The organism is Paenibacillus sp. FSL R5-0810, assembly GCF_038002285.1.
Classification (GTDB): domain Bacteria; phylum Bacillota; class Bacilli; order Paenibacillales; family Paenibacillaceae; genus Paenibacillus_AQ; species Paenibacillus_AQ lactis.
The window spans coordinates 5,851,156-5,873,661 of record NZ_JBBOCF010000001.1; the positions used below are offsets into that span (position 1 = coordinate 5,851,156).

Annotated in this window: 15 protein-coding genes; all 15 read left to right on the top strand. The window is 53.5% G+C overall.

What is annotated here, in order from left to right:
* The first annotated feature begins 11 nt into the window (after positions 1–11).
* Positions 12–2,969 carry an extracellular solute-binding protein gene (locus tag MKX76_RS25795; RefSeq protein ID WP_213616937.1) on the top strand — a complete coding sequence of 986 codons (2,958 nt, stop codon included), beginning with the start codon at positions 12–14 and terminating at the stop codon, positions 2,967–2,969.
* Entirely contained in the window at positions 2,959–3,918 is a 960-nt protein-coding gene (locus MKX76_RS25800) for a carbohydrate ABC transporter permease (RefSeq protein WP_034274210.1), read from the top strand. The genes MKX76_RS25795 and MKX76_RS25800 overlap by 11 nt, the downstream gene beginning before the upstream one ends.
* Positions 3,919–3,930: 12 nt before the next feature.
* The gene (locus MKX76_RS25805) at positions 3,931–4,803 is read left to right on the top strand and encodes a carbohydrate ABC transporter permease (protein ID WP_007132613.1); all 873 of its coding nucleotides are present in this window, start codon (positions 3,931–3,933) and stop codon (positions 4,801–4,803) included.
* An 11-nt stretch (positions 4,804–4,814) separates the two neighbouring features.
* Positions 4,815–6,845 carry a YIP1 family protein gene (locus MKX76_RS25810; protein ID WP_213616939.1) on the top strand — a complete coding sequence of 677 codons (2,031 nt, stop codon included), beginning with the start codon at positions 4,815–4,817 and terminating at the stop codon, positions 6,843–6,845.
* Positions 6,838–9,042, top strand: a complete 2,205-nt coding sequence (locus MKX76_RS25815; protein ID WP_341034836.1) for a DUF5696 domain-containing protein — start codon at positions 6,838–6,840, stop codon at positions 9,040–9,042. The genes MKX76_RS25810 and MKX76_RS25815 overlap by 8 nt, the downstream gene beginning before the upstream one ends.
* Positions 9,039–9,896: a carbohydrate ABC transporter permease gene (locus MKX76_RS25820; RefSeq protein WP_341034837.1), complete on the top strand. Its 858-nt coding sequence runs from the start codon at positions 9,039–9,041 to the stop codon at positions 9,894–9,896. The genes MKX76_RS25815 and MKX76_RS25820 overlap by 4 nt, the downstream gene beginning before the upstream one ends.
* A 13-nt stretch (positions 9,897–9,909) precedes the next feature.
* Entirely contained in the window at positions 9,910–10,848 is a 939-nt protein-coding gene (locus tag MKX76_RS25825; RefSeq protein WP_007132609.1) for a carbohydrate ABC transporter permease, read from the top strand.
* A gap of 28 nt (positions 10,849–10,876) precedes the next feature.
* A complete protein-coding gene (locus MKX76_RS25830) occupies positions 10,877–12,136 on the top strand; it encodes a glucoamylase family protein (RefSeq protein WP_341034838.1) in 1,260 nt (419 codons plus the stop codon).
* A gap of 33 nt (positions 12,137–12,169) precedes the next feature.
* Positions 12,170–13,447 carry a hypothetical protein gene (locus tag MKX76_RS25835; protein WP_341034839.1) on the top strand — a complete coding sequence of 426 codons (1,278 nt, stop codon included), beginning with the start codon at positions 12,170–12,172 and terminating at the stop codon, positions 13,445–13,447.
* Between the two features lie 202 nt (positions 13,448–13,649).
* Positions 13,650–16,064 carry a beta-galactosidase gene (locus MKX76_RS25840; RefSeq protein ID WP_341034840.1) on the top strand — a complete coding sequence of 805 codons (2,415 nt, stop codon included), beginning with the start codon at positions 13,650–13,652 and terminating at the stop codon, positions 16,062–16,064.
* A 17-nt stretch (positions 16,065–16,081) separates the two neighbouring features.
* The gene (locus tag MKX76_RS25845) at positions 16,082–18,283 is read left to right on the top strand and encodes a glycoside hydrolase family 3 N-terminal domain-containing protein (protein ID WP_341035080.1); all 2,202 of its coding nucleotides are present in this window, start codon (positions 16,082–16,084) and stop codon (positions 18,281–18,283) included.
* Positions 18,284–18,546: 263 nt separating this feature from the next.
* Positions 18,547–19,650, top strand: a complete 1,104-nt coding sequence (locus tag MKX76_RS25850; RefSeq protein WP_213616953.1) for an amidohydrolase/deacetylase family metallohydrolase — start codon at positions 18,547–18,549, stop codon at positions 19,648–19,650.
* On the top strand, positions 19,628–20,731 hold the full coding sequence (locus MKX76_RS25855) for a DgaE family pyridoxal phosphate-dependent ammonia lyase (protein ID WP_007132603.1): 1,104 nt from the start codon (positions 19,628–19,630) through the stop codon (positions 20,729–20,731). The genes MKX76_RS25850 and MKX76_RS25855 overlap by 23 nt, the downstream gene beginning before the upstream one ends.
* Before the next feature lies 1 nt (position 20,732).
* Entirely contained in the window at positions 20,733–21,488 is a 756-nt protein-coding gene (gene dagF / locus MKX76_RS25860; protein WP_341034841.1) for a 2-dehydro-3-deoxy-phosphogluconate aldolase, read from the top strand.
* A complete protein-coding gene (locus tag MKX76_RS25865; protein ID WP_144873034.1) occupies positions 21,481–22,497 on the top strand; it encodes a PfkB family carbohydrate kinase in 1,017 nt (338 codons plus the stop codon). The genes dagF and MKX76_RS25865 overlap by 8 nt, the downstream gene beginning before the upstream one ends.
* The last annotated feature ends 9 nt before the right edge of the window (positions 22,498–22,506 follow it).

The window sequence follows — 22,506 nt, forward strand, 5'->3', positions numbered from 1 at the left end:
AGGTAGAATCCATGTTAAGGCGTAGAGGAGCCAAGATCACCTTCAGCTTGATCTTGATTGGAATCATCATGATCTCAGGCATCAGCGGCTTTATTAGCAGAGGGAATGGTGATGCCGATTCCAATTCCAATATGGTCAATAACCGTAATTCTGCCTCTCTGGATCAAAGGGAGAAAGAAGGAATGATTCCGGCCGACGGGGGATCCTTCAGGATCGCCCCATCCCGTTTTATAGCCGATTCCAACTTACCGATTCTTGCCAGAGAGGCTGCCTACGGTTACGATGACGGCGCGATTCACCTGAAGAAGGGCGACTCCTTCGCAGCCGAAATTGAAGTTCCGAAGGAAGGCGAGTATACCCTGTCATTCGATTATTTTATTCTTGCCGAAGGATTGCAATCTACGGAGTACAGCATTCAAGTAAACGGAAAATCCCCTGCTCTGGAAGCCAATCGATTTGTTCTCCCGCCGCTGTGGAAAAGCAACACGGATACGTTTCCGAAGGACCGCTACGGGAACGAAGTGATGCCGACGCAGGTGCGGGCGGACGAGTGGCAGACGATTGAATTCGCGGATCCGAACCGGATGAATCCGGAGCCGATCAAGATCAAGCTGAACAAAGGGAAAAACATCATTAAATTTACATTGATGAACGGAGAATTGTTAAACGGCAGCATTACCGTTGCAGCTCCGGCTGCATTGCCGTCGTATGCGCAATATGCCGCCCAGCACATCGATAAGACAGAAGCGAAGTCGGCGATGATTGTGAAGGAAGCGGAAAAGCCCGATTTCAAAAACGATACGACGATCAACCCGCTGCCAAGCAGAAACTTGGGAGTAAGCCCTTATGCGACGAACCTGCTGCTGCTCAACACGCTTGGCGGAAAAACATGGGATATATCGGGCCAAACGGTTTATTACGACATCCATGTGGAACAGGACGGCCTGTACCAAATCGGCGTTAAATATAAGCAAGAGGACAAACCGAATTCCCGAGTGTTCCGGACCTTTACGATCAACGGGCATATTCCCTTCGAGGAAGCGAAGCATTATCCTTTCGAGTATTCGACTTCATGGAAGACCGAAGTGCTGCAAGGAGTTGAAGGCCCTTATCTGTTTTACTTAAGCAAAGGAACGCATCGAATCGGGATTATGGCGGATGCGAGCCCGTATTACGATGTGATGCAATTGCTGCAGCAATCCATTAAACAGACCAACGATCTGACATTGGAAATCCGCAAATTAGTGGGCAACGACGTGGATCAGAATCGGGAGTGGGAGATTACGGAGCACTTTCCGACTATTCAGGGAGATTTAATTGATATAGCGAAGGCGCTTAGCCAAGAGTATGAGAAGGTGGTCATGCTGAACGGCGGCGTAGACAGCTCCAAGGGCCTGACTGCAATGAAGATGGCGGTGGGCAGCCTGGAGAAGCTGGCGGCCGAGCCGAACCAAATTCCGCGTAAGCTGAATGAGCTGAACGGCGGGGCCGGTTCCGTGACGCAGAACTTGTCGAATGCGATCACCGATTTCGAAATGCAGCCGCTAACGGTAGACCAATTGTACATTTCGAACAAAGGCGCTTCTTATCCGGAGCATAAAGCCTCCTGGATCAACTCCGTATATGAAGGCACAAAGCAGTTCTTCCATACGTTCCGGTCGCCGAAACGGCAGGACAACGACGATGGAATAACGTTGAACGTCTGGATGAACCGGCCTAGAAACTATATGGAGCTCCTGCAGCGGATGGTGGACGAACAGTTTACGCCGAAGACGGGCATCAAGGTGAATTTCTCGACATTGCCTAACGAGCAGCGGCTTACGCTTGCCGCCTCATCCGGCATCGCCCCGGACCTGGCTCTCGGTATCAGCAACAATATCCCATTCGATTTGGGCTTCCGGGGCGCAGCGCTCGATCTAAAGCAATTTGGCGACTTCGGCCAAGTGATCGAACCGTTCTCGCCCGGGGCGCTGCTGCCGCTCATCGTGAATGACGAAGTATACGGTGTTCCTGAAACGCAAGATTTTTACGTACTGTTTTATCGGAAGGATATATTGGATTCGCTCAACATTCCTGTGCCGGATACATGGGACGACGTCATCGAAATCATGCCGGAGCTGCAGCGGTATGGCATGAATTTCTATTCGCCGATCGCCGGCGCGACGGGAATGAAGCCGTTCATGGCTACCGCGCCTTTCATTTATCAAGCGGGCGGGGATATATTCGGAAAGGACGCTTTTGAGACGGGAATCGACAGCAAGGAGTCGCTGAAAGGCATAGAGCTGATGACGAATTTGTTCAAGCTGTATGGTTTGCAGATGCAGGTGCCCGTATTCTATGAGCACTTCCGTTCCGGAAAAATGCCTCTGGGCGTCAGCAACTTCGCTACGTATATCCAAATGCAAGTGGCGGCTCCCGAGCTGAAGGGCTCGTGGAAAATCGCTCCCGCGCCAGGGATTACGCGCAACGGGGTGACGGAACGATGGGAGCCGGGCTCGGCGCAAGTGTCGATGATCTTTAAGAGCACCAAGCATCCCGACGAAGCCTGGCAATTTTTAAAATGGTGGATTTCAACGGAGACGCAGGTGCACTTTGCTAACCAGCTGCAAACGTTGTACGGCAAAGAATATTTGTGGAATACCGCCAATAACGAAGCCTTCTCCCAGCTGTATTGGCCGGAGGAAGACAAACAGGTCGTTCTGGAGCAGTGGAAATGGCTCAAGGAAGTGCCCAAGTCGCCTAGCGCCTATTTAATCGAACGCGAATTGAGCAATATTTGGACCAAGGTTGTATTCGACGGGGAAAATATCCGTTCGGCCGTGGAAGACGCAGTGAACGAGATCGACAAGGAAACGGCAAGAAAGATGGAAGAGTTCGGATATATGAAACAGGGCAAGGTTGTCGCTCCTTACCGTATCGCAACAATCGAGGATGTAGAAAGTTGGGTGAGAGGAAGAGATGGAAACTAAGTCCGAAACAGCAGCGCTGCCGCGAATCGACGGGACGCCACAAACCCGCAGCAAATTTAAGAAATGGAGAGAAAAGGAAGGCTCCGCCTACCTTTTCCTCGCTCCCTATCTATTGCTTTTTTTTATCTTTATCGTGCTTCCCGTCATATTTGCGGTCGGGCTCTCTTTCACAAGCTTTAACGCGATTCAAATGCCGAAGTTTATGGGGCTCAAAAATTATATCGATCTATTTATGAGAGACAGCGTGTTCATGCAGTACGTCTTGCCGAACACCTTGAAGTTTTCGCTCATCGTCGGCCCGATCTCGTATATTTTATCGTTCCTTCTCGCTTGGATGCTGGCGCAAATTCAGCGCGGTCCGAGAACGGTGCTCGCCTTGCTCATCTATTCGCCTTCCCTTACGATGGGCGTCGCGATGGCGGTCGTATGGAAGACGATATTCAGCGGAGACCCGACGGGCTATATTAACAGCCTGCTGATTCGCAACGGCTTCATCACGCAGCCGATCCAATGGCTTCAATCGCCCGAGTATTTGCTGCCGATCATGATGGTCGTCACGATTTGGAGCAGTATGGGCATCGGGTTTTTGGCGATGCTTGCAGGCGTCTTGAACATCAATTCGGAGATGTATGAAGCAGGATATATCGACGGGATATCGAACCGCTTTCAAGAAATCGTTCATATTACGATTCCGTCCATGAAACCGCAAATGCTATTCGGTGCCGTCATGGCGGTCGTTAACACATTTCAAGCAGGGCTCATCGGGGTTCAGCTGTCGGGTACGAACCCGACGCCGTCATATGCCGGACAGTTGATCGTCAATCACATTGAGGATTACGGCTTCATCCGCTACGAGATGGGTTATGCTTCGGCCATTTCCACCGTTCTTCTCCTGGTTATTTGGCTTTGCTCGAAGTTCGTATGGAAAATGTTCGCCGAGAAAGAGTAGGAGGGAACAAGTATGGCTTCATTTCAAGGAACAAAGATGAATCCGAGCCGATTTCATATCAGTCAGTTGAAGTTCTACCTGATTCTGGCTCCCCTCTCGGTTTTCATGGTGATGCCGATCATTTTTATATTTTCGCATTCGCTTAAACCGATGGACGAATTGTTTGCGTTTCCCCCGAGGTTTTTCGTTCAAAATCCGACGATGGATAACTTTCGGTTCCTGTTGTCGACGTTTACGGTTTCCGGCATTCCGGTCAGCCGCTATATATTCAACAGCGTCGTCATTACGGTCGTGACGGTGTTCGCGACGATTTATATCAGCGCAGCAGCCGGATACGCCTTCTCTAAGAAAAATTTCAAGCTGAAGAACACGCTGTTTTCGATTAATACCCTCGCGCTTATGTTTGTTCCGGTCGCCGTTTCCATTCCGAGGTACTTCCTCGTCGTCAAGCTCGGATTGATCAATGACTTCTCGGTTAATATTCTTCCGCTCTTGGCGATGCCTGTCGGCTTGTTTCTATTGAAGCAGTTCATTGACCAAATTCCGAATGAGCTGATAGAGGCTGCCCAGATTGACGGAGCGAACGACTTTACGATCTTCCGGAAAATCATCATTCCGATGACGATGCCGGCGATCGCCACGATTGCGATCCTGGCGTTCCAGCTCAGCTGGAACAGCATAGAGCCGGCGACGCTGTACGTCAATGACGAGGAATTGAAGAACTTTGCTTATTATATGTCGACCTTTACGGCGACCAACAATGAAGTGGCGGGCCAAGGGATATCCGCGGCGGCCGCGCTCATCATGTTTATCCCGAATTTGCTGATCTTTATCTTTATGCAAAGCCGGGTTATGAATACGATGGCTCATTCCGGTCTGAAATAGGTGTGAAGCAGATGAAAAAGAAGACGGTAGGCAGATGGGTGTTGCTCGTCGTAATTGCAAGCTTTCTGCTCGTTCAATTCTCGGCTCCGGCTATGGCCGCTGCGCCGTATCAAACAGGGACCGAAGGCCCGGGAGGCATGATCGTCGGGACGCAAACCGCATATGAACCGGACGGAATGATTCGGCTTGACGTAAACCAGCCGGCGGATCTGTTCTATGATGAGCCGACCGGAAAGCTGTATATCGCGGATCCCGGAAATGCAAGAATCGTAGTGTATGAAGAGAACAACGCATCGCAAACGATCGGAGAAGACGTCTTATCGAATCCTTCCGGCGTGTATGTGGCCGCCGATCGACTCGTTTACGTCGCGGATTACGGGTTGAAGCAAATTGTCGTGTTCGACGAGCAGGGAAAGCTCGTGAAACAGTTCGGCCGTCCGGAGGAACCGATTTACGGCAAAAAGAATGATTTTGCACCGAAGAAGGTAGCGGTAGATAAACGCGGCAACATCTACGTCATCAGCGAAGGCTCCATCAACGGTGTCGTGCAGTTGAACAACGAGGGGCATTTCCTGGGTTACGTCGGCGCGAACCGAACGAGCCTGTCGATGAAAATGCTCATTCAACGCTTCATTTTTACCGAAGGACAGAAGGCGCAGCTGTTCAAATCGACGCCGCCGTCCCCGACCAGCATTGTGCTTGATTATCAAGGGCTGCTGTACACGGTAACCAATGGAATTAGCAGTGACGGCATCAAGAAGCTGAATATTGTCGGCGATAACATATTGTCCTCAAGCTCTTGGACCAGTGATTCGATGGTGGATATCGACGTGGATGCGGGCGGAAACATCTATACGGTAGACGTCAATGGGCTCATCTGCGTTTACGACAGCTTTGGCAATTTGCTGTTCATGTTTGGCGGAGGGGACGACAAGTATGAGCGCCAGGGGCTGTTTAAAAGCGCCTCGGCCATTGACGTCACCGACTCCGGGCGTACGCTGTACGTCGCCGACAAAGAGCGGAACGTCATTAACCGCTATTCGATCACCCCGTTCGGAACGAAGGTTTATGAGGGCGTCGACCAGTACAAGCAAGGATTATACGTGCAGAGCGAGGACATCTGGAACGAGATCCTCAAGATGAACAGCTATTTTATTTTGTCGTACAAATCGTTGGCTGAATCGTATTTCAAGCAAAACCAGAATAGCAAGGCTCTGGAGAGCTTCCGGATGGCGGAAGACAAGGAGGGTTATTCCGACGCATTCTGGAAAATCCGCAATGATTGGCTTCAACAAAACATTAATGTCGTCGTATATACCGTATTTGCCATCATCGTTGCGGGTTACGTCATCCGAACGCTGCATCGGCGGTATCGCGTGCTGCAGCCGCTTGTACGATTGAGAAACCGCGTGGCGGACATTAAGCTGGTGAAAGAAATCGGGTTCATGTTCTACTTCCTCAAGCATCCGATCGATGCGGTCCAGGAGCTGAAGGAACACAAAAGGGCGACCGTCCGTTCGGCGACGGTTCTGTATGTCTGGATGCTGCTGCTTCAAATCATTCTGGTCTATGCCAAAGGATACTTGTTCGCAAGCGGAGATCCCGACCAAATGGACTTATTGCCGATCATGCTGACCACGGCCGTTCCGCTAATATTCTGGGTCGTTATGAACTATATGGTCAGCACGATCAGCGACGGAGAGGGAAAGCTGTCGGAGGTTTATATCGGCACGATTTACGCGCTGTCGCCTTATTTGATATTCGCGCTCCCGATCGCATGGATCAGCAACGTGCTGACGTATAACGAAAAATTCGTCTACGACTATTCGATGATGTTTATCCAAGGCTGGTCGCTGCTTCTCGTTTGCATCATGGTGAAGGAGCTGCATGATTATACGTTCAGGCAGACGGTGCGGAATTTGTTCCTAACGGTCTTCGGCATCGTATTGGCTGCCCTGGTTATTTTCTTGTTAGTGCTCTTATTTAATCAAGAAGTGGAATTCATTCAAACGATCATTCAGGAGATGAGAAACCGTGCTTAACAAAGTGAAACGAATAGCTGCTCTATCGTTAACGTTCCTGCTGTTGGCCGGTTTGATCTCGATCGCGGCGCTCGCGCAGCAGGGAGTGAACCAACCGGAAGCTCCAGGCGCCGGTGCGGACGCATCGGGCGATCGACTCGCATCATACGAGAAAGCTGCGGAAAACGCTCGCTTGGCGCTTTATGTAAATAAGGACACGCTCGGCATCAAAGTCCAAGACAAACAGAACGGTTATGTATGGGACGGCACGCTCGATGAGAAGGACGACAAGCTGAACAAATCGTGGCAATCGCTCTTCGAGTCGGGCTTGAGCGTGGAATACATGGATGCCAAACGGAAAATCAGCACCGCGCCGGTAACCGGAGAGCAAGCAAAGATTGCGGTTGAGCCCATGGAGGACGGCTTCTCGGCGAACGTGAATTACGAGAGGCTGGGAATCTCGCTGAAGCTGGAAGTTCGGTTGACGGAAGACGCGATCGAATTCAAGGTTCCGGAGAATTCGATTCAGGAGACGAATAAGGACAACCGGCTGCAATCTCTCTACGTGTATCCGTTCTTTGGGGCAACCAAGGGAGTTCAGCCGGATAAAGGATATATGCTCATTCCTGACGGCTCGGGAGCGCTCATCAGCTTGAACGAGCAGACGCTGGCGACGCAGCCCTATATCGGGAGAGTGTTCGGCGACGATCTCGGGATGAAGGGCAGCCCGCAGCTATCAGAAGGAATGGCGACACCCGTAGAGCAAGTGTATCTGCCGGTGTTCGGCATCGCCCATAAGGAAGGCGGCAACGCTTTCGTTTCCATGATCACGGGCGGCGCCCCTTACGCGGAAATCCGCGCTTATCCGGGCAATGTGACCACGACTTACAATTGGACCACGGCGAAATGGATATACAGAGAAAACTACTTCCAGTCCTTGGACAAAGAGGGCAAGGGCATCACCTTAAACCAGGAAGAGAAGAACCAATTCGACGCTTCCATGAAAGTCATGCTTCTTTCCGGCACGCAGGCCGATTATTCCGGCATGGCAAACCGGGTGCAGAGCGAGCTTGTGCAGCGGGGGGAGCTGCCCGCCAAGAAGGACGGCGCGGATCCGCTCCCGCTCCGCATCGAATTTTTCGCCGCGGACAACCAAAAGCAATTGATTGGGAGCGAAGTCATCCCCATGACCACCGTGGACCAAATGGACGATATACTGACCGATCTGCGGGCAAATGAAGTGGACCGCATGATGGTTGTTGTCCGCGGCTACACGGAGGGCGGCGCTACCGGAGCATCTCCTACACATTTTCCGTTTGAAGAAAAGGTAGGCAGCGGGGACGATTGGAACGCATTCGTGGAAAAGTATAAAGCATTAGGCATTCCCGTGTACTTTTATACCGATTACGTGATGGCCGGGGCGACGGCGGACGGATACGGCAAGGGGGACATCGCCCAGTCCGTTTCCAAGCAGCTGCTTTCGTTCTACGACACGTCGTACTACCTGCAGCCGGCAGCGTCCGCGAAGCTGTTTGAGAATGAAATTTCTTCATTCCAGAAGCACGGCATCGACCATATCGCGATGGACTCAATAGGTAGCAATCTTTTTTCCGCTTATGGGAAGTCCTCGTCTACGCGCAGCGGGTCGATCGAGACGTATACGTCGATGCTGCCCCGGGATTCCATCAACAGCTACGCATTTTACAAGCCGAATTATTACCTGTGGAGGTTTGCCGACCGGGTCATGGATCTGCCGATGAGCACTTCAAGCTTCCTGCTGGAGAGCGAAGAGGTGCCGTTCCTGCAGCTTGTGCTGAAAGGACATGTCGATTATTACGCCCAGGCCTCCAATTTCAACGCGAACCCGCAGAAGGAGCAACTGAAAATGATCGATTACGGTAGCTACCCGTCCTTCATCCTGACCGACGAGGATCCGATCAAGCTGGCTAACACAGAGTCGTCATGGTGGCTGTTCACTTCGCAGTATTCGGTGTGGAAGGATCAGGCCGTACATGAATATCGGACGGTTGCGGAAGCCCTGAAGCCTGTTGCGGATGCGACCTTTGACAAACGTGAAAAAGTGCGGGAAGGCGTATTTAGAAACACTTACTCGAACGGCACCGTCATCTATGTCAATTACACCATGAATGAAGTTACGGCGGACGGGAACAAGATTCCGGCGCAAGGGTTCTTGGTCCGGGAAGGAGGCCGTTCATGAAAATCCGTTACCGGCTTAGAGAGGCGCTTATCGGCCTATCGTTTATCTGGATTTGGATCGTTGGTTTTTTGGTCTTCACCTGCTACCCTTTGATCCGCACCTTGTTGTTCAGCTTCAGCCAAGTAAAGATTACCGCAGACGGAGTCAAGACAACGTTCATTGGCTGGGAAAATTACCGGAACGCGCTGTTCCTGAACGTTGAGTTCGGCGATACCTTGGCTACCTATTTTGTTGAGACGCTTGTGATCGTGCCGATCATCGTCGTGTTCGCGTTAATCGTCTCCCTTCTGCTGAACGTGAAAATCCGCGGCAAAGGCATCTTCCGGACGATTTACTTTCTTCCGGTCATTATTACAAGCGGACCTGTCATCAAGCAGCTGATGGATCAAGGAGCCACTACGCTCCCGGGCATCCAGACGATTATCGAAATGAGCAAGCTTCATGAAAGCATGCCGGAGCTGCTCGCCGATCTGATCGTGTTCCTGATGACGTCGTTTATTACGATTCTCTGGTTCTCCGGCGTGCAGATGCTGATCTTCCTGGCAGGCCTGCAGAAGCTGGATTCCTCGATGTACGAAGCGGCGAGCATCGACGGCGCCTCCAGATGGGAATCGTTCTGGAAGCTGACGCTGCCGGCGCTGAACCCGATGATTATCGTCAATATGGTGTATACCGTCATCATGCAGTCCGTCTTTTCGCTGAATCCGGTCATTACTCAGATCCAGAGCGCGATGTATGATGCGAAATACGGAATGGGCTATTCCGCTGCGATGGCGTGGATCTATTTCCTCGTCATGCTGGTGCTGCTAAGCGTGCTGGTGCTCGTAACCAGGCAGCGGGAAACGAACCGTTAGGAGGTGGGATGGTATGAAAGGGATTGACCGCAGAACGATCGACAAGACGAAGCGGGTCCTGTGGGGGTTTACGGGAGAAGGCATTGTCTACAAATTAGCCGTATACTTCTTGCTGTCTCTGATCGGCTTCGTCTATTTGTACCCGTTGTTTTATATGATCACCTACAGCTTCATGAATACGGAAGACCTGATCAATCCGTTGATCACCTATATTCCGTCGGGATTTTATATGGACAATTTCGCCAAGGCAGCCGAGGTCATGGACTTTCTTAATACCTTGTGGCAGAACGTTCTTGCTTCCTTCGTTCCTGCCGTCGTCCAGACCGTTTCGGCGGCCGTTATCGGATACGGCTTTGCCCGCTTCCGGATTCCGGGGAAATCCGTCTTGTTTGCGCTCGTACTGGCAACGTTCATCATACCGCCGCAAATTACGATGATTCCGCAGTTCCTGATGTTTAAAGATCTCGGATTAATCGGGAGCATATTTTCTTATATCATTCCGGCGGCGTTCGGACAGGGGATCAAAAGCGGTCTGTTCATTCTGATTTTTTATCAGTTTTTCCGGTCGATTCCGAAGTCGCTCGAGGAGGCTGCACAAATCGACGGAGCCGGTGCTTACAAAATATTTGCCGTTATTTGCGTGCCGATGGCCGTGCCGGCCTTCATCATTTCCTTCTTGTTCTCGATGGTTTGGTATTGGAACGAAACGCTGCTCGCGGCGCTGTACTTGGGCGATAAGCTGACGACGCTGCCGCTGGAGCTGCAAAACTTCGCGGTAACGTACCAGAAGGTATTCCCGGCCGATCCGAACGCCCAGACCGGACGCAGCTTGAACGAAGCGATCAATATGGCCGGAACGTTTTTGAATATCATCCCGCTGCTGATCGTTTACTTCTTCACGCAGCGCTGGTTCGTAGAGAGCATTGAACGATCAGGCATCACAGGCGAATAGGATCGCTTGAGAAGGGAGTGCACTTGCTTTGCGTCACAGAAGATGGATCGCATGGCTGGCCGGTGCTGTGGTGCTGCTGGCGGCGATGGGATGCTTGCAGAAGCAGCCGGACGAATTGGACCTTGAGGCCAAGGCGTCGTTCAACTATCTATGGGAGCAGACGAACCGCGAGGAAGGCTCCGAAGGCTACGGCTTGACGAGGGACCGGTACCCGGGCAATCCGAAGATCGCCAGCACGGCGGCCACCGGATTCGCGCTCACGGCGATTCCGATCGGCGTGGAGAACGGCTGGATCAGCCGCGAGGAAGGCTATGACAGAGCGGACCGCACGCTCGATACGCTTCTGCGGATGGAGCATGAGCACGGATTTTTTTACCACTTTGTGAACATCGATACCGGGAAGCGGGAGTGGAACAGCGAAATTTCGAGCATCGACACCGGCTTGCTAATGAACGGCGTCTTGACGGCGGGGCAATACTTCGGCGGCGATGTCCAGAAGAAGAGCGAGCAGCTGTATGAGCGCGTCGAGTGGCCCTGGTTCGTAGACAAAGGCAAAAATCAGTTCTATATGGCATATTCCCCGGAGAAAGGGTTTCAAGGCCATTGGGACTTCTATGCCGAGCAGCTGTCCCTTTACGTGCTGGCAGCCGGTTCGCCGACGCATCCGATTGACGTCTACGACGGCTTTACACGCCACAAAGCATCGTATAAGAATTCCGAGCCGTTCATCCATTCCTGGTTCGGTTCCCTGTTCACCTATCAGTTCTCGCATGCCTGGGTCGACTTTCGCGGCTTGGTAGACCGTGACGGGGTTGATTGGTTCAACAACTCGGTCGTCGCCTCCCAGGCGAGCCGGCAGTTCGCCATCGATCTAAGCGAGAAGTTTAAAGGCGTGGGCGAGCAGTCGTGGGGCTTTACCGCATCCGACTCGCCCGCCGGCTATAACGGATTGCTCGGTTCGCCGCCTTCCGGCTATGACAATGCGGCCCATCAAGCGGACGGCACCGTTCCGCCGGCCGGGGCGCTGGGCTCGGTTGTGTTTACACCGGAAGAATCCATAGAGGCGTTGAAGTATTTCCTAACGGTTCCGGATCTAAGCGGCGAATATGGGCTGAAGGATGCATTCAATCTGAATGCCGACTGGGTCGGTCCCGATTATATCGGCATCGATAAAGGGATCACGCTGCTGATGGCCGCCAATTACCGGGACGAGACGGTATGGAACATGTTCATGAAGGTTCCTTACGTGAAGAAAGGGCTTGAAGCCCTGCAATTCAAAAATAAATAGGCTATTTCAGGCGGCGAATGGAGAGAGATTACGATGAAACAAACGACGAATGTTTATGATCAGCTTTCGGAGAAGGTGAAGGCGTTTGTCGATCGCCAGCATAAGGACTCCTACCGGTTGATCGATGCTTGCCGCAATCCGCACACAGGCCTTTACGGCGACGCATATTACAGTTTCGCGAGAAATCCGGAGGCCCGCTGCTCGGTCTCTGCGACCGGGGTCGGCTTGATCAGCCTGGTTGTTGCCGATTACGAGGGCTGGGACGACCAGGCGGCTGAGAAGGTCAAGCTTACGCTTAATGCCGTCCTCGGCCATGTGGAAGGCTGCAAGCCGGCTAGAGACGCCGCGACGGGCTTCTTCGCGCACTTCATCGACATGGAGACAGGCGCGAATCTGGGCTCCGAAATTTCGACGATCGATACATCGTTGCTGGTAGCGGGAGCCTTGTTCGCGGGGAAGCATTTTAAGGATAAAATGCCCGAAATCGACGAGATGGCTCATGAATTGTTAGAGCAAATCGACTGGCGTGTTGTTATCGCGGATAAGCATAGAGGCATCATCAACATGATCGTGAAGGACGGCCAAGGAATCGCCCCGCTCCCGGCTTACAACGAATATGTGCTGGTTGCCCACTTGGCGAAAATCGCCCAGCCGGAAGACCCGGACATCCAAGAGTTGTGGGATAACACATTTGCGGAACACAAGATTAATGAATTCCCTATGAAATATTACCGGGACATTCCGGTTATTACCGATACGAACACGAAGGATCCGAGCGATTTGAAGTTCTTGTCTTCGTTTGTGCACCAGTTCCCTTATTTCTTGGTTCCGGATTATGCGAAGAGCGAGATCTACAATCAGTACTATGAGAATGCATGCACGGCTGACCGGCTGAAGTGGAAAGAGCTTACCGATGTGCCTTCCTACGTATGGGGGTATGGAGCCGGCGCCAATGACGGTCTGTACAACACTTATCATGCGGATAAAATCGAGGATTCACCTGGCAACGTCGCTTCCGCCTACATTGTTGCCGGCTTCCTGCCGGTCTACCCTGCGGGCATCCACGACCTTTATGCGTTATATCGGCTGCACATTCCGTACGACACCTATTCCAATCCGAGGGATCGGGATGATGAAGTGAAATATAGAGCGGCTTACAAATACGGATTGCATCGTTACTCCTGGTGGCATCTGGAAGGAAGGGACCGCTGGTACCCCGAGAAAGTGACAGTGATCGACTGGAGCTCCATGTTGTACGGCATGACGGCCTTTAAACGGGGGATGTCTTTCTTCACGGACCGGTTGAGATAACACCATCTATAAGAGAAGAGGTTGTTCATAAAGTCATTTTTTGATCACGAAGGGAGTCTAGAAGAGACTCGGCATCGAATCTCGTGAAAATCCGACTTTTTGAACACGCACTATAAGTAATTGTTGTCACCGTTTGTCGAAACGTTTCGCCGTTATCATCCGCTAGACCAATTCGAAATGAAAAAAGGCAGGGTTTGAAACGATGATTGAAATCAAAGACAAGCAAATCCTCATCGACGGCAAGTCGCAGATCATCATGTGCGGCGAAATTCACTATTACCGGCTTAAGCCGGAGGATTGGCAGGACCGCATCGACAAGCTGAAGGAAGCGGGCTGCAATGCGGTTGCCAGCTATGTACCGTGGCTCTGTCATGAGCCGGCGGAAGGGGAGTTCGATTTTGACGGTCATACGCACCCGGAGCTGAACCTCATCCGCTTTATCGATCTGTGCAAGGAGAACGAGCTGTACTTTTTCGTTAGACCGGGCCCGTTCATTATGGCGGAAATGAAAAACGAAGGTTTGCCTTACTGGGTTTATACAAAGTATCCGGAAATTATTCCGGTCGGCTGGGACGGAAACCCGGCGACGACGAAGACGGTCGACTACCTCGCCCCCGGATTCCTTGAGGCCAGCAAAAACTGGTATCGGGCGGTGATGGCGGTCGTGGCGCCCCGTCTCTACACGAACGGAGGCAATATTATCGCGGTGCAGCTGGACAATGAGATCGGCATGCTCGCTTGGGTCAGCAATTGTCCGGACCTTACGGACAGCGTGCTGAGCGATTTCGCCGCTTGGCTCAAGCAGCGGTATTCCGCGGAGCAGCTCTCGGCCCGTTATCCATTCTCCTTGGATGACGCCGAAGCGCGCAAGACCGGCATTCGCTCTCCGAAGGAAGGATACGCGCCGGAGCTGACGCACGACTTAGGCTATTATATGCGGAACCGAGCGGCCCGCTATGTTGCCATTCTTCGCTCATATGCCGAGGAGTTCGGCGTCAAGGACGTTCCGTTCGTTGTGAACATTCACGGGACGGACGGGGGCCGCGGGTTCACGTTCCCGATCGGCATCAGCCAGCTGTATGAAGCATATACGCAGGCGCCGGGATATCTATCGGGCTCCGACATCTATTTCGGGGATTTGGACATGGTGACGTTCCAGGATCTTTATATCATCAACGGATTTATGGACGCGGTGCATACGCCGGACCAGCCGCTCACCTCCGTCGAATTCAACTGCGGCGACAGCAACTTCGGCGAGACGTACGGAGGACGCAACGATCCTTCGGCCGCCGATTTTAAAGCACGGATGTGCATCGCGCAAGGGAATCGGCTTCTCAATTATTATTTGCTGACCGGCGGCTATAACTATCGGATGGATATGCCGCCTAGCGACGGGAACGACCGAATCGCCTTTACCGGCGAACGCCACGGCTTTGCCGCTCCGATTAGTCCGGAAGGCGAGTACAATTATACGTTTCCGAGAATGGCTCGCACGAACAAGACGATATTGGCTGTCGGAGATAAGCTCGCGCGAATGAACGAGGAACGCGACGACGTCAGCTTCGCGTTCATTCCGGATTATTACATGACGGAATACCGTTATCCGGGCAGCGAGCGCGTGAAGGAAATCCTGCAAAATATCGAAGGGAACCGCGCGCACGGCGCTTGGGAGATCATGGGCCGGGCCATGCTGCTGGCGGGCTATCGGTTCGGCGCCTCCGATATTCAAAATAAGCCGCTTGATCCTTCGGCCACCCCGGTTCTCGCGCTGCCGTCTGCCCGTTATATGCACGGCCATATCCAGCGGAAGCTGGCCGACTACCTGCATGCGGGAGGAAGCCTGCTCGTTTACGGTGAGTTGCCGAGCTTTGATATGGAAGGCAAGCCGTGCACGATTTTGACGGAAGCGTTAGGGGTGAAGCCGCTTGGCTTGCTCCGCGATTCGGGCCATTTCTACCTGTCGATCGTGTCCGAAGGGTGGGCGGCTCCGCGGCCGGAAATGCGTGCATATGTCGCCCAGACGTTCGACGTCGGCGGCCAAACGCCGATTATGCGCGTGTACGGCAGCGGTGAAGTGACCGCGTTCGATGCGAAGGTCGGAGCGGGACGCGCGATCGTATTCGGCAATTCGTATCGGTGTGATATCGATTTGTTCCGGACAGCCTTGGAGCTTCTCGGCGCGAAAGCGGGGCTGACGCATGATTGCAAAAACCACGGCATCTTTATGACTTCAACGGCAACGAATGAAGGGGAACGATTCGTCCATGTGCTGAATTTGGACGGCTTCGATAAAGAGATCGGTATTCTGGAGAACGGCCAACCGCTGTTCGGCGGACGTAAACTGCTGCTGCAAAGCAAAGACGGGGTTATGCTGCCGCTCAATGTGACCTTTGGCGAAGTGAAGATTGTGTATTCGACCGCGGAAATTGCCAAGGTGGAGAACGACCGCCTCGAATTCCGGCTGACCCAGCCTGAAGATATCATCGTGCTCGAGACGGACCGCGAAGTGATTCCGAACGAAAGCTTCACGGTCCGTAAGGACGACGGCAGAACATGGATCGTGTCGCGCCAGCACGCCAAAGTAAACGACAGCTTAACACTACATTTCGTGTCATAGGAGGGAACTACAACTTGATGCACACCGATTCAACGATCCAAACGAAAGTGGAAGAGCTTCTATCCCAGATGACCCTTGCCGAAAAAATCGGGCAAATGTACCAGACCGACCCGGGAACCGTGCTGCGTTCCTACAATTCAAAAATCGAAGTCTCGACGCCGGTGACCGGTCCCGTATCCGAGCGTACACTCAGCAAGGATCTCATTTCGAATTTGGGCTCGATCTTGAGCGCGACCGATGCCGAAACGGCGTACGAAGTGCAGAAGGTATTCCTTGAACATAATCGGCTGAAAATCCCGCTGCTCTTCATGTTCGATATTATTCACGGCTTCCGCACGGTGTTTCCGGTCCCGCTCGGCCTTGCTTCCAGCTGGGAGCCGAAGCTTGCGGAGGATACCTCCAGGGTTGCCGCAGCGGAAGGCGCCGCCTCGGGCATTAACGTGACCTTCGCGCCGATGGCCGACCTCGTTCGCGATCCGAGATGGGGAAGGGTAATGGAAAGCCCCGGAGAAGACCCGTATTTGAACGGTCTAATGGCCGCAGCGATGGTAAGAGGCTTTCAAGGGGACGATCTGAAGGCGCTCGATACGGTTGCGGCATGCGTGAAGCATTTTGCGGCATACGGCGCGGCGGAGGGCGGACGGGATTACAACACCGTCGATATGTCGGAAGCTGCGCTCCGCAATTACTATTTGCCTGCTTACAAGGCGGGGCTCGACGCAGGCGCCGAATTGATCATGACGTCCTTTAACGTCTACGACGGGGTGCCTGCTACAACCAACTCCTTCCTGTTGAGAAACGTGCTCAGAGAGGAGTGGGGCTTTGAGGGCGTGGTCATTTCCGACTACACCTCGCTTTGGGAAACGATCTTCCATATGAGCTCCAAAGACGGCGAAGACGCAGCGAAGCAGGGGCTGGAAGCGGGTCTTGACATCGAGATGATATCGACGGAATACATCAGCCACCTTGAGCAATTGGTTGAAAGGGGCGAGGTAGACGTTGCGCTGATCGATGAGGCGGTCAGACGCATCCTCACGTTGAAATTCAAGCTCGGTCTGTTCGACGATCCCTATCGTTACATCAACATCGAGCGCGAAAAAGAAGCGCACCTGAAGCCTGAGTATCGTCAGCTGGCGAGAGAGGCTGCCCAGAAATCGATGGTGCTGTTAAAGAACGACGGCATTCTGCCGCTGAAGAAGGACGTCAAATCGGTTGCGGTTATCGGACCGTTCGCCGACAGCGGCCGGATTTTGGGCGGTTGGAGCGGGCTCGGAAAACCGGAAGAGGCGGTCACCGTAAAACAAGGTCTTATCAATAAATTAGGAAATGACGTGAAAATCACGGCTGCAGCCGGGTGCGATTACAGCTCGAATGACGTTTCCGGCTTCCAAGCCGCATTGGAAGCGGCCGCCTCGTCAGAGGTCGTCATTCTCGCTATGGGCGAAGAGGATCATATGAGCGGCGAGGGGGGCAGCCGAGCGTACTTAACGTTGCCGGGCGTTCAGCCGAAGCTGGTCGAGGAGGTGCTGAAGCTCGGCAAGCCTACCGTTCTTGTTCTCTTCAATGGACGTCCGCTGGAGCTCAAGTGGTACCACGAGCACGTTCCCGCGATTCTGGAAGCGTGGTTCCCGGGAACGGAGGGAGGAAACGCGGTCGCCGACCTGCTGTTCGGGGACGCGAATCCTTCGGCGAAGCTGACGATGAGCTTTCCGTATACCGTCGGACAAGTGCCGGTGTACTACAACTGCTTGAACACCGGCAGACCGAAAGGGCATGAGGATAACGACTTCCGTTTCCTCTCCAAATATCTCGACATTCCGAATGCGCCGTTCTATCCGTTCGGTTACGGACTGAGCTACACCGAATATACGTATTCGGACGCCGCGCTGATCGGCGATACGTTAACGCCGGGCGGCAGCGTGAAGGCGATGGTGACGGTGCAGAATACCGGGGACTACGCCGGCGAAGAAATCGTACAAATGTACGTTCGCGATCTATGGGGCAGCACGTCCAGACCGCTGCTTGAGCTGAAGGGCTTTCATAAAATCCATCTTGCCCCGGGAGAGAAAGCGATGGTGGAGTTTGTAATCGAGCCGGAAATGCTCTCGTATTTCACCGCCAAGAAGCAGTATGAGGTGGAAGAAGGAGATTTCAAGGTGTTCATCGGCAAGAACGCTAGAGATTTGATCGAGTGCGGCACATTTACCTATACCTTATAAACTGAGAATTGGCGGGGCTGTCCCAAAAGTCATCCATATGGCTTTGGGAGAGCCTCTGTTTTTTATTTGCCATACAAAAGGCAGCCTCATCTTAGTGGAATGGAAGGTGGAGTAACTATTCGATTAAACATTATAACGTTATATTCACGTATGCGATGATCTGTGCTATGCTATACCTATAAATGGTTTATCGCAAGGCTATTGGCGGATGGATGCGCCTCAAGAAAAAAGCTGAAATTCTGCCATGCGAAGGGGTGATGAGAATGAAGCAGCGTTTTGTGCTGCGGAATGTAAGAACGGTGCACGAGGAAGAACCCTTCGATATCGTGATTGAGAACGGGTTCATCACCGAGCTTGCCGCGGCCAACACGGCGGCGGGCGAGGACGGATTTGACGGTACGGGGCTGTATGTGTCCAGCGGATGGATTGATATGCATGTTCATGCGGTTGCCAAGCTGGAGCCCTACGGGGATGCCATCGACGAGATCGGCGTCAAGCAGGGCGTAGCCACGATCGTGGACGCAGGAAGCTGCGGAGCGGACGATATCGGCGATTTGGCCGCTGAGGTTGCCCGCTCGAAGACGAATGTGTTTGCGTTTCTGAACATCTCCCGCATCGGCCTGCAGCGGATCGATGAGCTGTCCAGGCTGGAGTGGATCGATCAGGGGAAAGCGGTCAAGGCGGCCCGTGCATATCCCGATTTTATCGTGGGCCTGAAGGCGCGGATCAGCCAAAGCGTTGTAAAGGACAACGGGGTAGAACCTTTGCGGCGTGCCCGGGAATTGTCGGGGCGCACATCGCTGCCGATTATGGTGCATATCGGTTCCGGACCACCGCCGGTGAATGAGGTGCTGGACCTGCTTCAGGAAGGGGACATTGTCACGCATTATCTGAACGGCAAAAAGAATAATCTGTTCGATCCGGACGGCAAGCCGATTCCGTCCCTGGTCAAGGCCATCGAGCGAGGCGTTCATATGGATGTCGGCCATGGCACAGCGAGCTTCTCGTTCCAGGTAGCGGAATACGCGAAAGACCATGGGATCGAGCCGGGAACGATCAGCTCCGATATTTACCGGGGAAACCGGATCAATGGCCCCGTATACAGCTTGGCAAGCGTGATGACCAAATTTTTATATCTCGGCTACAGTCTGCAGGAAGTCATCTCTGCCGTCACGGTCAAGGCGGCGGCTTGGCTGAAACGGCCGGAGCTCGGCCGAATTCATGTGGGCGATGCGGCCCACCTCACATTGTTTGCGGTTCGGCAGGGGCCGCAGAGCTTGACCGATTCCGAGGGAGAGACGCGCATTGCCGACCGTTATATCGAACCTAAAGGAGTGGTAGTCAATGGATCATTCACTGCATGCTAAATACGGACTCAAGCGAGTTGTCAATGCCAGCGGCCGCATGAGCATACTCGGAGTGTCGGCACCAACGGATACCGTCATGGAAGCCATGCGGATCGGCGGTCAGAGCTACGTCGAAATAGCGGACCTGGTAGACAAGGCAGGCGATTATATCGCCCGCATTCTCGGCTCCGAAGCCGCCGTCGTCGTGAACTCGGCATCAAGCGGCATCGCCTTGTCGGTAGCGGGCATCGTGACGGAGGGCCAGCGGAGACGGAGCGACAGACTCCATCAAGAGCCGATCGCGAAGAATGAGATCATCATGTTCAAAGGACATAACGTCCAGTACGGGGCACCGGTCGAAACGATGGTTTATCTGGGCGGCGGCAAGGTGGTCGAGGTCGGGTATGCCAATGAAGGACGCAAAGAGCATATCGAGGAAGCGATTAATGAGCGCACCGCGGCGATTTTGTATGTGAAGTCGCACCACTGCGTTCAGAAAAACATGATTTCCGTCGAGGAAGCGGCCGAAGTCGCCAGAGCCCATGGTATCCCGCTTATCGTCGATGCGGCGGCAGAGGAGGATATCCAGAAGTATGTGAAATACGGGGATCTGGCCATCTACAGCGGCTCCAAAGCAATCGAAGGCCCGACCTCCGGCATCGTCGGCGGCAAACGCCAATACGTCGAGTGGGTCAAGGCGCAGCTTCATGGTATCGGACGAAGCATGAAGGTAGGCAAGGAGACAACGTTCGGCTTGCTTCAGGCACTTGATGAGTATATGGTGAAGGAAGATAAGAGCGCGCAGGAGAAGGCTGCGCTGGAGGAGCTTAAGACGCTGTCCAGCCTGCCGGGCATCGACGTGGCCATCGTGCAGGATGAGGCCGGCCGAGCGATCTTCCGTGGACGGGTCAAAGTGGATGAGCAGGCAGCGGGCATCAGCGCCAAGGCGATGAATGATCAGCTACGGGAAGGCGAGATCGCCGTATACACCCGGGACTACGGTGTACGTCAGGGATATTTCGATATTGATCCACGCTCGCTCGCCGGCGATGATCTGCAGGTCATCATAACAAGAATTCAGCAGATTGCAGGGGGAAAATAACATGTCGAACATGGAGAAACGATTATATAAAAACCGCACGGCATTGAATGTGCTGGCAGGCAGCATCCAGAATGCCAAAGACGTCTTTGAAGCAGCGGAAGGGCATGTCCTGGTCGGCGTGCTTTCGAAAAATTACCCGAGCGCGCAGGAAGCGGTCATTGCCATGAAGGAGTACGGCGCGGCGATTGAGGATGCCGTGTCGATCGGGCTAGGCGCAGGCGACAACCGCCAGGCGGCCGTCGTGGCGGAAATCGTGAAGAGCTACCCTGGAACTCACATCAATCAGGTGTTCCCGGCAGTCGGCGCGACGCGCGCCAATCTGAACGGTCAGGACGGCTGGATCAACAGCCTTGTTTCCCCGTCCGGCCAAGCAGGCTACGTTAATATTTCGACGGGGCCGGCGAGTGCGGCGGGTACGGACAAAGCGATCGTTCCCGTGAAGGCGGCGATTGCCCTGGTACGCGACATGGGCGGCAATGCGCTTAAATACTTCCCGATGCAAGGCTTGAAGCTGGAAGAGGAATACCGGGCAGTGGCCAAGGCGTGTGCGGAAGAGGATTTCGCCCTCGAGCCGACGGGCGGGATCGACAAAGACAATTTCGAAGCGATCGTCCGGATCGCGCTGGAAGCCGGCGTGCGCCAGGTGATCCCGCATGTATACTCCTCGATCATCGATTCGGCGAGCGGCGATACGATTGTCAGCGATGTGCAGGAGCTTCATCAGACGTTAAAAGCGTTGGTTGATCAATATGCCTAAGGTGATTGCGGCATTCGGCGAGGTCATGATGCGGCTGCAGGTGCCGGGCTATGCCTCCTTGGCGCAAGAGAGCAGCCTGAACTATTCCTTCTCGGGGACCGGCGTTAATATCGCTTCGGCCCTTGGAAGGCTTGGGCATGCCGGTTATTTGGTCAGTACGCTGCCGGATAACCCGCTCGGCGATGCGGCGATTGCGTATCTACGCAAGCTGGGAATCGACACCTCCTTCATTAGCCGCGGCGGCAAGTACGTCGGCATGTATTTTTTGGAGAATGGCTTTGGCGTTCGGCCCGGACGGGTCACTTATACGGACCGGCTGGGGAGCAGTTTTAATACGGCGGACCCTGCGATGTATGATTTTTCGGCGATTGCCCGGAGCATCGATGTGATCCACTTTTGCGGAATCACGCTTTCCATGAACGAGAATGTCCGGGGGCAGATGAAGACCTTGGCCCGGGAAGTGAAGGCTAACGGCGGCACGGTGGTGTTCGACTGCAACTACCGGCCATCCCTGTGGGGCGCGGACGGCTATGCTTTTGCCAAGCCGCATTATGAGGAGATGCTGTCCCTTGCGGATATCGTCTTCATGAATGAGAAGGATGCGCTTTATATTCTCGGGATGGAAACGAAGCGGGAAGACCGGGCGGAGCAGCTCGGGGAGCTGATACCGAAGGTAGCGGAGACGTACGGCATTTCCGCCCTTTCCGGCACCCACCGCCATATTAATGGAGACAATACCCATTCCCTGAAGGGATATTTGTATAAGGATGGAGCTTTTCATTTTTCGAGAACGTTGACCTTCTCCGTTTATGATCGGATCGGAGCGGGGGATGCTTATGCCAGCGGCGTGATCCATGGCCTGCTGCAGGGATATGATCCTGTACAGACCGTTGAATTCGCGGCAGCGGCAGCCATGCTGGCCCACACGGTACCTGGAGATACGCCGACAGCAGGAGAGCTTGACATTCTGCGAGCAATGGGTGATCATAGGTCGGATGTGGAAAGGTAAGGTGAACGA

Bases quoted from the DNA above. Each gene is read 5' to 3' on its own strand.
- MKX76_RS25795 (WP_213616937.1), top strand. From the start codon at position 12: ATGTTAAGGCGTAGAGGAGCCAAGATCACCTTCAGCTTGATCTTGATT.
- MKX76_RS25800 (WP_034274210.1), top strand. From the start codon at position 2,959: ATGGAAACTAAGTCCGAAACAGCAGCGCTGCCGCGAATCGACGGGACG.
- MKX76_RS25805 (WP_007132613.1), top strand. From the start codon at position 3,931: ATGGCTTCATTTCAAGGAACAAAGATGAATCCGAGCCGATTTCATATC.
- MKX76_RS25810 (WP_213616939.1), top strand. From the start codon at position 4,815: ATGAAAAAGAAGACGGTAGGCAGATGGGTGTTGCTCGTCGTAATTGCA.
- MKX76_RS25820 (WP_341034837.1), top strand. From the start codon at position 9,039: ATGAAAATCCGTTACCGGCTTAGAGAGGCGCTTATCGGCCTATCGTTT.
- MKX76_RS25825 (WP_007132609.1), top strand. From the start codon at position 9,910: ATGAAAGGGATTGACCGCAGAACGATCGACAAGACGAAGCGGGTCCTG.
- MKX76_RS25835 (WP_341034839.1), top strand. From the start codon at position 12,170: ATGAAACAAACGACGAATGTTTATGATCAGCTTTCGGAGAAGGTGAAG.
- MKX76_RS25840 (WP_341034840.1), top strand. From the start codon at position 13,650: ATGATTGAAATCAAAGACAAGCAAATCCTCATCGACGGCAAGTCGCAG.
- MKX76_RS25845 (WP_341035080.1), top strand. From the start codon at position 16,082: ATGCACACCGATTCAACGATCCAAACGAAAGTGGAAGAGCTTCTATCC.
- MKX76_RS25850 (WP_213616953.1), top strand. From the start codon at position 18,547: ATGAAGCAGCGTTTTGTGCTGCGGAATGTAAGAACGGTGCACGAGGAA.
- MKX76_RS25855 (WP_007132603.1), top strand. From the start codon at position 19,628: ATGGATCATTCACTGCATGCTAAATACGGACTCAAGCGAGTTGTCAAT.
- dagF (WP_341034841.1), top strand. From the start codon at position 20,733: ATGTCGAACATGGAGAAACGATTATATAAAAACCGCACGGCATTGAAT.
- MKX76_RS25865 (WP_144873034.1), top strand. From the start codon at position 21,481: ATGCCTAAGGTGATTGCGGCATTCGGCGAGGTCATGATGCGGCTGCAG.